The sequence below is a fragment of the Neorhizobium huautlense genome (assembly GCF_002968575.1).
GTDB lineage: Bacteria > Pseudomonadota > Alphaproteobacteria > Rhizobiales > Rhizobiaceae > Neorhizobium > Neorhizobium huautlense.
In genome coordinates, this window is the sequence record NZ_PVBM01000024.1 from 1 (window position 1) to 13,006 (window position 13,006).

Sequence of the window (13,006 nt, forward strand, 5' to 3'; positions counted from 1 at the left end):
AGTTTCGATCCACGCTTCCTCCCCACGCTCGGTCACCCTCACGCAGTTGCGCTTCTCTTCGCTTGCTGTGACCAGCTCACGGTGGGACTTGCACCCACAAGAATGCGCCCATGCTGGGCGCACAACGAAAACGGCCCCTCCTTTCGGAAGGGCCGCGGGGCTTGCTGTCCTCGGCTAGAGGTCTGGGAGCCGAAGATCAGTTGATCTGCTGCGGGGCGACCTGGGCCTCGATCTGCTTTGCGGTATCGCCGGCTTCGGCAGCGATCGCGATGCGGCGGGGTTTCATGGCGTCCGGGATGTCCCGGAGAAGATCGATGTGAAGCAGGCCGTTCTTCAGCGAAGCGGACTGTACCTCGACATGGTCGGCGAGCTGGAAGCGGCGCTCGAAGGCGCGCTTGGCGATGCCGCGGTAGAGGTATTCGCTCTGGCCGTTGCCAATGTCTTCTTCGCTCTTTTCACCCTTGACGGTCAGCACATGGGCGTGGGCTTCGAGCGAAAGTTCCTTTTCGTCGAAACCGGCGACGGCCATGGTGATGCGGTAGGTATTCTCGCCAGTCCGCTCGATGTTGTAGGGCGGATAGCTGGGGGTCTGGTCGGCGACGCTACGATTGTCGAGCAGGTTGAAAAGGCGGTCGAAACCGACGGTGGAGCGGTAAAGGGGGGAAAAATCGACGTGACGCATGGTGTCCTCTCTTGAAGCGACGTTGCGGTTCTGGTTGGCCTTCAGCATCCCGTTCTGGCGATGCCGGAGCCGTTCGGCGGACCCTCATCGGCGCCCGCAGGACTGAGATGGGAATTGAATTTTCCCGCTTCAAGGCCTTTTTTTGAAGAAACCGGTTTTGCGCCTGAACCCCATATGAACAGCTGATTCGGCTTAGGTTCAGACGGCATCTGATAGAACAAAGATTATTGGAAGGCAGACTGCCTCTACTGGCTGAAGCCTATTCGTCCCTTCGCTTCGGCCTTTGCCTGGCCGGAGCCGTCCGGTTTCCCCAACCGCGGTTCCGGCTTTCTTTTACTGTAACCCGCAGCCAGCGAATGCGACGCTCTCTGTCTGCTGCGCGCCGCCTCTTTTCCCCTTGACGCGCCGCCGCTGCTGCTGTCGCTTATGCCTATGACCGAAGCGGCAGATTCCATGGACGACGTTTTCCACCTCACCCCCGGCAATCCGGCGCCATCCAATTATACGGCCGGTTATTTCACCGGTCATCGCGGCACGCGGCTGCGCTACGGACTCTTCCGTTCGGAGCGTTCGCCGGCGATCGGCACCGTGGTCATCATGCAGGGCCGCAACGAATTTATCGAAAAGTATTTCGAAACGATCCGCGACCTCAACGCCATGGGGCTGTGGGTTGCAACCTTCGATCTGCGCGGCCAAGGCGGATCGGACCGGCTGACGAAAAATCCGCGCAAGGGCCATGTGCGCCGCTTTTCCGACTACGAGCGGGATCTCGAGATCTTCCTGGAGCACATCGTGCTGCCGGATGCCCGCCTGCCATTTTTCCTGGTCGGCCATTCGACGGGATCGCTGATAGCCCTGTCTGCGGCACCGCGGCTTTCGAACCGTATCCACCGCATGGTCCTCGCGGCCCCCTATGTCGCGCTCTCCGGCCAGGGCGTACCGGAAGGCGTGATCCGGACTGTTGCCGGTCTCGCCTGCCTTACCGGCTTCGGCCGCATCCAGCTTGGAACGGACAAGAGCCGTCGGCCGTTCGAGGGCAATCCGCTGACCTCGGACTTCAAGCGTTTCCAGCGCAATGCGGAAATCATCGCAGCCCACCCCGAATTGACGGTCGGGGCGCCTACCGCCCGCTGGCTTCGCGAAACCTTCAAGGCCGCGCGCCGCGTATCGAACCAGGCGCATCTGACCCGGATAACGATCCCGACTCTGATCCTCGCTCCGGTGCTGGATGGAATCGTCCCCTACCGGGCCCAGGAGGAGCTGTCGCGCAATTTCCGCGCCGCCCAGCTCGTGACCATAAACGGCGCTCGCCACGAACTCTTCCAGGACAAGGACATCTATCGCGCCCAGGGACTGGCCGCGATCGAAGCCTTCATGCCCGGCCAGGACGGCGGTTTCGGCCTATCCGAAAGCGCCGCCTGATCTTTCCGGTCATTTGCCGGAAAGCAGCTCCAGCGCCTGCCGGTGCACCGCCGGACTTCCGGCCGCGACGATATTGCCGCCATTTTCCGGCCGACCGCCGTCCCAGGTGGTAATGATCCCGCCCGCCTGTTCGATCAGCGGGATGAGCGCCCCGACGTCATAAGGTTGAAGGTTGTTTTCCACGACGAGATCGACGTTGCCCGAGGCGAGCAGCGCATAGGCATAACAATCGCAGCCGTAGCGGAAGAGCCGCACCTTTTCCTCGACGGAGCGGTAAAGCGCCAGGTCCGCTCCCGTGAAGATATGCGGCGAGGTGGTGAAGAGAATCGCATTCTTGAGCTCGCCGCAATCCCGCGTCGCGATCTGCCGCTCGCCGTCCGGACCGCGGTACCAGGAATGTGTTCCATCGGCGAAATAACGCTCGCCGGTAAACGGCTGGTCGACGAGCCCCATCGTCGCCCGCCCGTTCGAGCGGAAGCCGATCAGCGTACCCCAGACCGGCAGGCCAGAGATGAAGGCGCGTGTGCCGTCGATTGGATCGATGACCCAGATATGCTCGCGGTCGAGACCGATATTCTCGTGCTCCTCGCCGAGGATGCCGTGATGGGGAAACTTTTCCTCGATCAGCAGGCGGATCGCGGTCTCGGCGGCGCGGTCGCCCTCGGTGACGGGATCGAACCCGCTTTCCAGCTTGTTGACCACTGAAAGGCCGGTGCGGAAACGCGGCAGCGTTTCAGCCTTGGCGGCATCGGCAAGCGTATAGAAAAAATTGCGGTCGGGAAGCATCGAAGAAATCCCCTCGTGGAATGGAAACTTCTTCTAATCGAATCGCCGCAAGCTGGAAACCGGCTGAATTTGGAGGCGTAGAGCGGGAAAACAGGCAGGCACTGGCGCATATCTCACCGCTTCGCCCAAAAATGCTGAAAAATTGAGCACAAAAAGTTATTGCTTGACAATTGTGCAGCGCAATACTAATCTCATCTTACAGTCTTTGACTGTAAATACCCTCCTTGGGTGTTTCCTCCCTAGACTTAGCCGCGCCCACAAGCGCGGTTTTTTTTGCCCGCGATCGACCGGCAGACAAAAGCTTGTGGATAATGGGGTGTTATTCGGCGGCGAGTGCGCCGCCGCTGCCGGAAAATTCAACGGCGAAATCTGCCATCTGGCGCATGAAGGTGGAAAGCGCGGCAGCGATCGCCGGAAAGTCGCGCTTTTTGGCAAGCGTCATCTCGTCCACATAGAGCGCCCGGTTGATTTCGATCTGCAGCGCATGCAGACCCCGGACCGGCCGGCCGTAGTGTTCGGTTATGAAGCCGCCGGCATAGGGCTTGTTGCGGACGGCCGAAAAGCCCATGCCGTCCAGGAATTGCATCGCCGCGCGGGAAAGCTCGGCAGAGGCGCTGGTGCCGTAGCGGTCGCCGATGATGAAGTCCGGCCGGACGTCGGAGCCTGACAGCCGGATATTGCCCGGCATGGAATGGCAGTCGATCAGGATCGCAAGCCCGAAACGGGCATGGGTTCGGGCGATCAGCTTTCTCAGGCAGGCGTGATAGGGCTTGTAGATCGTCTCGATGCGGCTCATACCCTCTTCCACCGACAGGCGATGCCGGTAGATTTCCATGTTTTCCGCAACGATACGCGGGATCGTTCCGAGCCCGCCTGCGACCCGCATGGAACCGATATTGACGAAGGGCGGCAACGGCCCGTCGAACATGCGGGGATCGAGCTCATAGGGCTCGCGGTTCACGTCCAGGTAGGCGCGCGGGAAATGGGCAAGCAGCAGCGGCGCGCCGAGCTCCGGCGCATCTGCGAACAGATCGTCGACATAATGATCGGCCGAGCGGCGGATGGCGAGCGAATCGAGATTGGTCTCGGCAAGGAAGGAGGGAGGATAGAAGCGGCCGCTATGGGGCGAGTTGAAAACGAAGGGGATTGTCTGCGCAGCGGGCTCCCTTACTTCGAAATGTCCAAAATCACCCTCGCTGCAATCCATCCTGCCTTTACCATGTCACGAACTTGTTCAAGACCGCATGTTGCCAGTTGCCTGGCATGAAGTCCATACTATCTATACCCCACGAAAACCTCTTCCACCCCCATTAAACGGATGTTTACCGTGTCTTGGCAGTGTGAGTGTTCCCTAACTTAAAAATTGCATTGGATGACGGTCCCGGAGATGATTCAGAAAATCCTTCTCGCCGAAGACGATAACGACATGCGCCGCTTCCTGGTGAAGGCGCTGGAAAAGGCGGGCTATAAGGTCGCTTCCTTCGATAACGGCGCAAGCGCCTATGACCGGTTGCGCGAGGAGCCCTTCTCGCTTCTCCTGACCGATATCGTCATGCCGGAAATGGACGGGATAGAACTTGCCCGCCGCGCGACGGAACTCGATCCGGACCTCAAGGTAATGTTCATCACCGGCTTCGCCGCCGTTGCATTGAACTCCGATTCGAAGGCTCCGAAGGACGCAAAGGTGCTCTCGAAGCCCTTCCACCTGCGCGATCTGGTGGACGAAGTGAACAAGCTTCTCGCCGCCTGAGATGTCGAATGCCGGGAAATGCGAGGCCTTCAAAAAAGCTTCGCATTTCGCGACAAAAACCAGTTGACGGCCCGACCAGTCTATGGTCTATGCGCCGCCACGGATGGGCGTGTAGCTCAGCGGGAGAGCACTACGTTGACATCGTAGGGGTCACAAGTTCGATCCTTGTCACGCCCACCATCCCTCTTTCCTGGTTTCTCAGGCGTTTGCGCGGTTGACGACATAACCCGCTTTTTCACCTTCTCACGACTTTGATCCGGCTGGCCGAACCCGCTGCTTGGGCGGCGCTTTTGCGTCTTGGCCTTTCGGCCGGCGCAATCCCGACGCAATTTCGGTATTGGGTCGGCAACGGACAACGATGATCTTGCCCTGCCGCTTGCCGATCTGCAATAACGCGGGGGACAGTGGTTGCAGTCCGGCGGGTCGCGGTGCACCGGCGTCCGGTTTCGAACAAACAGGTGGATAATGGCAGGATCGAGCAGCTTTAGTGAGCATGCGGCGGGAGACGAAGCAGACATCATCCCACGCGACATCCGCTTCGGAATTTTGGAAAACGCCACGCGGCACTGGTATGACGGCGACATCATCAAGACGGTGATGGCGGACGGTCTTTCCATCTTCCTGCCGGAAGGCGAGCGCTATTTCATCCGCTCCCTGAAGCACTACGCGTCGAAGCTCACGGATCGGGAGCTGGCGGCGGAAATCAACGGCTATGCGGTGCAGGAAGCTTTCCATACCCGCGAACACGAAGACTATAACAAGGCCATGGCGTCGCTCGGCTATGACGTCGAGGAAATGGAAAAGCCGGTCCGTTTTGCGCTCGGGGTCGCCAAGAACCCGCTGCACCGGCTGGCCGTTACCTGCGCCATCGAACACCTGACCGCAACCTTGTCGACGGTGACCCTGCGCCGCCCGGACCTTCTGGAAACGGCAGCGCCAGCCTACCGTCGCCTGTGGATGTGGCATGCTCTGGAGGAGCTCGAGCACAAGGCGGTGGCGCTCGATGTCTTGAAGGCGGTGACGCCAGATCTGCCCGGCTGGAAACGCTACCTGCTGCGGGTCTCGGCGATGAATGCCACGGTCATTCCATTCCTGCTGATCTTTCTGCGAAATACGCGGCTTTATGCCCGCACCGACGGCGTCAAGACCGGCATCCGCTTCTGGCTGCGCTTCATCTGGGTCGTGTTCTTCGCCCCCGGCTTCTGGCGGCGCTGCATGCCCCTGGTGTTGAAATATTACCTGCCGGGTTTCGATCCGAAGAACAGCGACGATGCCGAACTGGTGCGCAAGGGGCGGGCCTGGCTTTATCAGGATATGCCGCCGGCAGCCGCTGCCGCGCCGGCTCAGTAGGACCGAGACCATGGCAAGAAACATGTTCTCCAATGTCCTGAACGCGGTCGAGCGCGGCGCCTTTCCGCGAACCCAGAAATGGGCATGGCGCGGCGTTTACAACATCTTGTCCCGGTTCTGGCGGGACGACGACTGGCGTTTCATGAACTACGGCTTCATGCCCGAAGGCGCCGCCTTTCCGCTGAAAGCGGAAGACGAGCCCGAACGGGCCTTTATCGGCCTCTATCATCAGGCGGTCGAAGGATTGCCGCTGGCAGGCGCGCGGGTTCTCGAAATCGGTTCGGGGCGTGGCGGCGGATCGCGTTATATCGCGCGCTACCATGCGCCGGCGAGCGTCGTCGGCCTCGACTACTCGCCGGAGACGGTGCGCCTTGCGCGGCGGCTGAACGCCGACACGGCTTCGCTTTCCTTTGAAGTCGGCGATGCGGAGCGACTGCCTTTTGCCGACGGCTCGTTTGACGTGGTCGTCAACATCGAATCCTCCCATTGCTACGCAAACGTCCCCGCCTTTGCCAGCGAAGCGGCCCGCGTGCTTGCGCCGGGCGGCTGGTTCACCTTTGCCGACATGCGGCCAAAGGGCAAACTTTCCGAACTCGACCGTCAGCTCTCCGTACCGGGGCTTGAGCTGGTGGCGGAGCGCAGCCTTTCCGTAGGCGTCGTTGCGGCGCTTGACGCGGCGGAAGCGAGAAAACGCGAACGCATCGGCCGTGCCCGGCTGATGCGGCGCTTCATGACCGAATTTTCAGGAGCGCAAGGCTCGATCCTCTATAAGGGACTTTCCGGAGGCGGCGTTGTCTACGTGGCCCGCCGCTACCGCAAGACGGCGTGACCGGCTGCAAATTGTTGCGGGCAACCGTACCGAATCACCCGGAACCAGCCTCGCCGATCGCCGCTGGATATGCGAAATGTCAGTTCATCCGCGTCAGCTGGCGCGGATTTTCCCCAACTGCCCTGCCCGTATCTCGGCGGGGCTTTTTCTTTTCCGGCGTCCACAGATACGAAACGCGGAGAGGGCCGCGATGGGCACCTCCCCGCGTCCGCCGAGGGATCGGGATGTCGCGTCGGAAGGCCTAGGTCAATGCGGCGCCGGCCATCAGCGCCAGCACGAGGAAGACCAGGAAGATGACGAGCGCGATGAAGAACAGGATCTTGGCGATGCTCGCGGTTGCGGCCGAAATGCCGGAAAAGCCGAGAAAGCCCGTGATCAGCGAGATGACCAGAAAAATAAGTGCCCACTTCAGCATGGAGTTATTCCTTCGCGTTGATGGGCGGATAACGTGAAAAAAGGTTCCAAGGTTCCAATCCGGCGTAAACCTCTGCAGTTGCCTGAAAAGCGGGAGGCAGGAAGACGGAAAGGAAGGCGAAGCCAAGCGAATCAGCTAGAGCTAATTCGAACACATCGGGAACGGGCTCAATCAGGAACGGCCCAATCAGGAACGGAATGTCGGTCGCCTATCTGGAAAAACTCAACGATGCGCAGCGCCGGGCGGTGGAGCATGGCTCGGACGTGCCGAATGGCGGACCAGCGGGCCCGCTTCTGGTGATTGCCGGCGCGGGCTCTGGCAAGACCAATACGCTTGCCCATCGCGTCGCGCACCTGATCGTCTCCGGCGCCGACCCGCGCCGCATCCTCCTGATGACCTTTTCCCGCCGCGCGGCCTCTGAAATGGCCCGGCGCGTCGAGCGTATCTGCTCGCAGGTGCTGGGCGCCAAGTCGGGGATCATGACCGATGCTCTCGCCTGGGCAGGCACCTTCCACGGCATCGGTGCCCGGCTGCTTCGCCTGCATGCGGGTGAGATAGGCCTGGATCCGGATTTCACCATCCACGACCGGGAAGACTCCGCCGACCTGATGAACCTTGTCCGCCACGAGCTCGGCTTCTCGAAGACCGAAAACCGCTTTCCGACGAAAGGCACCTGCCTCGCCATCTATTCCCGCGCCGTCAATTCCGAAACGCCGCTGGACGAGGTGCTGAAGCTTCACTTCCCCTGGTGCTCCGCCTGGGAAAAGCAGCTCCGCGAACTGTTCGCGACCTATGTGGAGGCCAAGCAGGCCCAGAACGTCCTCGATTACGACGATCTCCTGCTCTACTGGGCGCAGATGATCAGCGAGGCTGCAATCGCCGAGGATATCGGCAGCCGCTTCGACCACGTTCTGGTCGACGAATACCAGGACACCAACCGCCTGCAGTCCTCGGTCCTCATGGCGATGAAGCCCGGCGGGCGAGGTTTGACGGTCGTCGGTGACGATGCCCAGTCGATCTACTCCTTCCGCTCCGCGACGATCCGCAACATCCTCGATTTCCCGGCCTCCTTCGATCCGCCGGCCAATATCGTAACCCTCGACCGTAACTACCGGTCCACGAATACGATCCTCGCCGCCGCCAACGGCGTCATCGACCTCGCCCGCGAGCGGTTTACCAAGAACCTCTGGACCGACCGACAGTCCGCGGAGCGCCCGCGCTTGGTCGCCGTCAAGGACGAGACCGAGCAGGCGAACTACATCGTCGAAAAGATCCTCGAAAACCGCGAAACCGGGATGACGCTCAAACAGCAGGCCGTGCTTTTCCGCGCCTCGCACCATTCCGGTCCGCTGGAAGTGGAGCTCACCCGCCGCAACATCCCTTTCGTGAAGTTCGGCGGCCTGAAGTTTCTGGACAGCGCACATGTGAAGGACATGCTGGCTGCGCTGCGCTTTGCCCAGAACCCGCGCGACCGGGTCGCCGGCTTCCGGCTGATGCAGCTCATCCCCGGCATCGGCCCGCAGACGGCAGGAAAAATCCTCGACGCCATCGCTGCCGATCCCGAACCGCTCGCCGCATTGCAGGAAATCCCCACCCCGCCGCGTTCCGGCGAGGACTGGCCGGCCTTCGTCGACATGCTGGCGGCACTGCGCAAAAGCGGCGCCGGCTGGCCTGCCGAGATCGGCCTTGCCCGCCAATGGTACGAGCCTCATCTCGCCCGTATCCACGAAGATGCCGAGACGCGGAAAGCCGACCTCCTGCAGCTCGAACAGATTGCGTCCGGCTATAATTCCCGCGAACGTTTCCTCACCGAACTGACGCTCGATCCGCCCGATGCCACGAGCGCCGAGGCTGGGACGCCGCTGCTTGACGAGGATTACCTGATCCTCTCCACTATCCATTCCGCCAAGGGCCAGGAATGGCGGTCGGTGTTCCTTCTGAACTGCGTCGACGGCTGCATCCCGTCCGATCTCGGCGTCGGCTCGACCGCCGAGATCGAGGAGGAACGCCGCCTGCTCTATGTCGCGATGACCCGGGCGAAGGACCACCTGCACCTCATCACCCCGCAGCGCTTCTTTGTGCACGGCCAGGCGTCGCAGGGCGACAAGCATGTCTACGCCGCTCGCACCCGCTTCATCCCGGCAACGCTGCTGCAATTCTTCGAAACCGCCGCCTGGCCGGTCGTCGCACCCATGTCCGACGCCGAACGCCAGGCCCGCCATCAGGTGCGTATCGACGTGACTGCCCGCATGCGGGGCATGTGGCGCTAGGCTTTCGCCTCCGTCCTGCGTCCAGAGGAGACATCAGTGAACAATAGTCCGTCGAACATGAAGGCTGCGGCCTGGATGATGGCTTCGATCGCCCTGCTTCTGCTGATGGCCGTCTCGGGGCGTGCGATAACGCGTGAACTCGATGTCTTCCAGGTCATGGAGATGCGTTCCGTGATCGCGTTTTTCATGCTGCTGCCGTTCGTCTTTCGCGAAGGCGGCATACGGGCGATGCGCACGTCGATCCTGCCGAGCCATATCGGCCGCAACGTCGCCCACTATATCGGCCAGTTCGCGTGGCTGATGGGCCTCACCCTGATTCCGATGGCGCAGGTCATCGCCATCGAGTTCACTGCGCCGATCTGGGCAGCCCTGATGGCCGCGGCCTTTCTCGGCGAGCGGTTGACATGGCGCAAGGGCGTGGCGATCCTGTTCGGCGTCGTGGGCGTCGTGCTGATCGTCCGGCCGGGAGCAGCCCCACTCAACCCCGGTCACCTGGTCGTACTTGGAGCCGCCTTCGTCTTCGCCATATCCTTCATCATGACCAAGCTCCTGACGCGCACGGACAGTGCGACGAAGATCATCTTCTGGATGCTCATAATCCAGTCGGTGGTCGGGCTCGTACCGGCGCTCCGGGTCTGGGTCTGGCCATCCGCAGAAATGTGGCCGTGGATCCTCGTCATCGCGTTTTCAGGCACATTTGCCCACTATTGCATGGCCAAGGCTCTCTCCCACGGCGACGCGATGACGGTCATGCCGATGGACTATCTGCGGGTTCCGCTGTCGGCGCTGCTCGGATATCTGCTCTATGCCGAGGCTGTCGATGGCCTGACGGCGCTGGGCGCTGCCTTGATTCTTGCCGGTAACCTTTTCAACCTGCGCAGGCCGAACGCCAACCGCATCCAGTGCACGCCGACCTGATGATTTTGCGCCGCCTTCCGCGGGCCGGCATCATCAAAAGAGCTACCCCCTCTGGGTATCGCCCCGCTCCAGAAGGTCGATCTGGATCTGCTGCAATTCGGCCAGCCTCTCCCACTGATGGGCCATCTGATGGTCGATCTTTTCGTGCAGCTGGCGGATTTCGAGTTCGGCGCGCAGGTTGATCATATAGTCGTTTTCGGCGCGCCGCCTGTCCTTCTCCTCCTGCCGCCGCTGGCTCATCATGATGACAGGCGCCTGCAGGGCTGCAAGACAGGACAGGACAAGGTTCAGCAGGATGAAGGGATATGGATCGAAAGGCTCGGCAAAAAGGCCGGAGACGTTGAGCGCCATCCAGGAAAAAAGCACGCCCATGAAGAACAGGATGAAGGTCCAGGAGCCGCCGAACGAAGCAACCCGGTCGGCTGTCCGCTCTCCCAATGTGGGTTTGCGCTCCAGCACATTGGCAGCGCTGCTCTGCACTGTGGAAACACCCTTCTCGAAACTGTCGAGCACCTGTCTGTCGAGTTCGGAAAGCTCTCCGCGCTCCTCCGCGAGCAGCTTTTCCACATAGCGGCGGCGATAATGGGCGAGATCTTCGTCGCAGATCAGGCTTTCGGTCCCGCAATCGGCGACTTCGGCGGCAATCATCTCGTGCAGGCCCGGCCTGAGCTGACCGATCTTGCGAAGCTTCGGCAACGGAAAGGCTCGGCCGCAGACAACACACTGCGCCGTCCTGTTGGTTCCCGGATGGCGGCTCATGTCATGCCTCTTCCTTGGCTTCAGCTGCCTTCTGGGAACCCTTGCCGTTTTGCTGCAATGGCGACAGATGGAAAATCGTCGGCGAGAACTTTTCAAGATAGTCCTCGGCGCGGCCGATATAGACCAGGGTCGAAGTGTCGAGGCCGGCAAGCACGTCGAGCATACGCTCCCGCGTTTCCGGCTCCAGGCCTTCCAGCACGTCGTCCATGATCACCCATTCGGGTTTGCGCAGCACGGCATTGGCAATCGAAAGAAGCGCCTCCTCATCCTTGTCGAGAACCCTGTCCCATCGCTCCACATCGTTCAGGCGATCCACGAGCCGGTGCAGCCCGACTTTTTCCAGCGCCTCGGCCAGCGCTTTGTCGCTGCCATCCGGCAGGCCGGTGGGATAGGTCATCGCCTCTTTGAGGGTCGCTGTCGGCAGGTAGCCTTCCTGAGGCAGGAAGACCATGCCATCCCTGGGCGGCAGGCCGATCTCGCCCCGCCCCCACGGCCAGATGCCGGCGAGCGCCTGGAAGAAGAGATGCCGGTCGGCGCCCGGATCGCCGTTGATCATCACCCGCCCGCTCGGCCTGATCACGCATTCGCCTTCCCTGAGACGGATGCCGTGCCCCGCCTCGCCGCGGTCGGGGTCGCCATAGACCATTACGCCGCACAGGCGGATGCCCTGCGCATCGGATTGTTCGCGATAGGTGAGCAGTTCACCTTCCACAGCCGGCGTGTCCATCGCAAGCAACGCGTTGCGGAAGGAGGAGACGCGTGCCAGCGTGGCTTTCCAATCGGCGATGACCCCGAAATTGTTGACATACCACCTGAGCGCCAGATTGACCTGGTTGAACGCGCCGACGGCCATCATCAAGCCGCCGAAGGAAAGCCCGCCGGAGAAATACATCGGCGAGGCGATGATGATCGGAGCGACCAGCGCCAGCCAGCCGAAGCCTGCGGAAACCCAGGTCAGGTTGGTAAGCGCCCAGGCGACTTGGCGAAGCATTTCGAGCACGTTGTCGATCGCCAGGTGGACCCGGCGCAGCTCGCTCGTTTCGCCGCGGGCAAGCGTGATCGGCTTCATGTTCTCGTTGGTGCGCATCAGCACCGCGCGCAGGTCCGCCTCGCGGGCGTAACGGTCCGCGTTGAGCCGCGGCAGCCGTTGTCCCACGATATTGCTGAGCATCGAGCCGATCACCGCATAGAGGACCGTTGCCCAGACCATATAGCCCGGGATCGAGATGCTTCTGTCGCCGAAATGGAAAACGAAGTCGGACGAGATGGCCCAGAGCACGCCGATGAAGCTTGCCAGAAGAATCGTGGAATTGACGAGCCCGATCGCCAGGTTCGTGGTGTTCTCCGCCAGGATTCGGGTATCCTCGTGCAGCCGCTGGTCGGGATTGGCGGCGATCGCGCCGGCGCTCGTGAGCTTCAGCGCCCGCCCCGGCACGAGCCAGACATTCGCCAGATCTCGCGCCAACCCTTCCCGCATCCGCATCGCCGTGATCTGGTTGAGCCATGCCTGGATGACGTTGAGAAGCGTCAATGTGAAGGCGAGTACCGCGAACACGACGAGCTGGTTCAGAAATTCCGGCATGTCGCGCCGTTCGAGCGAATCGTAAAAAGGCCCGTTCCATACGTTGAGGCGGTATTGGGCATAGGTCGTGGAGAAGATGACGATCAAAAGCGCCGCCGTCAGGACAAGCACCCGATTGCGGACCGGCGCTGCCCAAAAGGCGCCAATCATCATTCGAAGCTGTCCGCTCAGCGGCAACTCATAGGTCTGAGGCCTTGCCTCCGGAATTTCAGCCATTCTCCGTATCTCGCCCTCGAACGCCTT

12 protein-coding genes and 1 tRNA gene are annotated in these 13,006 nt (G+C 61.4%); 7 read left to right on the forward strand and 6 right to left on the reverse strand.

All coding sequences use genetic code 11. From position 1 onward, the window contains the following. Positions 1-196: 196 nt before the first annotated feature. Positions 197-682 (reverse strand): Hsp20 family protein, encoded by a 486-nt coding sequence (locus tag C5L12_RS21720; protein ID WP_105374240.1) that lies wholly within the window; start codon positions 680-682, stop codon positions 197-199. Between the two features lie 453 nt (positions 683-1,135). Between C5L12_RS21720 and C5L12_RS21725 the strand changes: the two genes are divergently transcribed. Next, complete coding sequence (locus tag C5L12_RS21725; protein ID WP_165924236.1) at positions 1,136-2,104, forward strand: alpha/beta fold hydrolase; 969 nt, start codon at positions 1,136-1,138, stop codon at positions 2,102-2,104. 9 nt (positions 2,105-2,113) lie between these two features. Here the strand turns inward: C5L12_RS21725 and hisN are convergent, their stop codons facing one another. Both hisN and C5L12_RS21735 read right to left on the reverse strand, forming a co-directional pair. Continuing rightward, a complete protein-coding gene (hisN, locus tag C5L12_RS21730; protein ID WP_105374158.1) occupies positions 2,114-2,890 on the reverse strand; it encodes a histidinol-phosphatase in 777 nt (258 codons plus the stop codon). 319 nt (positions 2,891-3,209) lie between these two features. Then, complete coding sequence (locus C5L12_RS21735) at positions 3,210-4,097, reverse strand: N-formylglutamate amidohydrolase (protein ID WP_105374159.1); 888 nt, start codon at positions 4,095-4,097, stop codon at positions 3,210-3,212. A gap of 180 nt (positions 4,098-4,277) precedes the next feature. Between C5L12_RS21735 and cpdR1 the strand changes: the two genes are divergently transcribed. The 4 genes from cpdR1 (at position 4,278) to C5L12_RS21755 (ending at position 6,819) form a co-directional block, all read left to right on the forward strand. Beyond that, the gene (gene cpdR1, locus C5L12_RS21740) at positions 4,278-4,640 is read left to right on the forward strand and encodes a response regulator CpdR1 (RefSeq protein ID WP_037077221.1); all 363 of its coding nucleotides are present in this window, start codon (positions 4,278-4,280) and stop codon (positions 4,638-4,640) included. Positions 4,641-4,745: 105 nt separating this feature from the next. Beyond that, positions 4,746-4,820 (forward strand) — tRNA-Val (locus C5L12_RS21745). A 285-nt stretch (positions 4,821-5,105) separates the two neighbouring features. Next, the gene (locus tag C5L12_RS21750; protein ID WP_105374160.1) at positions 5,106-5,990 is read left to right on the forward strand and encodes a metal-dependent hydrolase; all 885 of its coding nucleotides are present in this window, start codon (positions 5,106-5,108) and stop codon (positions 5,988-5,990) included. 10 nt (positions 5,991-6,000) lie between these two features. Beyond that, positions 6,001-6,819 (forward strand): class I SAM-dependent methyltransferase, encoded by an 819-nt coding sequence (locus tag C5L12_RS21755; protein ID WP_157949099.1) that lies wholly within the window; start codon positions 6,001-6,003, stop codon positions 6,817-6,819. 241 nt (positions 6,820-7,060) lie between these two features. Here the strand turns inward: C5L12_RS21755 and C5L12_RS21760 are convergent, their stop codons facing one another. Next, entirely contained in the window at positions 7,061-7,234 is a 174-nt protein-coding gene (locus C5L12_RS21760; RefSeq protein ID WP_105374162.1) for a DUF1328 domain-containing protein, read from the reverse strand. 197 nt (positions 7,235-7,431) lie between these two features. Between C5L12_RS21760 and C5L12_RS21765 the strand changes: the two genes are divergently transcribed. Together C5L12_RS21765 and C5L12_RS21770 are read left to right on the forward strand one after the other, a co-directional pair. Continuing rightward, positions 7,432-9,504, forward strand: coding sequence for an ATP-dependent helicase (locus tag C5L12_RS21765; RefSeq protein ID WP_105374163.1), 2,073 nt, complete (start codon positions 7,432-7,434; stop codon positions 9,502-9,504). A 36-nt stretch (positions 9,505-9,540) separates the two neighbouring features. Next, complete coding sequence (locus tag C5L12_RS21770; protein ID WP_105374164.1) at positions 9,541-10,422, forward strand: DMT family transporter; 882 nt, start codon at positions 9,541-9,543, stop codon at positions 10,420-10,422. Between the two features lie 42 nt (positions 10,423-10,464). Here C5L12_RS21770 and C5L12_RS21775 read toward each other — a convergent pair whose 3' ends face one another. Further along, positions 10,465-11,181, reverse strand: coding sequence for a DUF1003 domain-containing protein (locus C5L12_RS21775; protein WP_105374165.1), 717 nt, complete (start codon positions 11,179-11,181; stop codon positions 10,465-10,467). A 1-nt stretch (position 11,182) separates the two neighbouring features. Beyond that, entirely contained in the window at positions 11,183-12,979 is a 1,797-nt protein-coding gene (locus tag C5L12_RS21780; protein WP_105374166.1) for an ABC transporter ATP-binding protein/permease, read from the reverse strand. Positions 12,980-13,006: the final 27 nt, after the last annotated feature.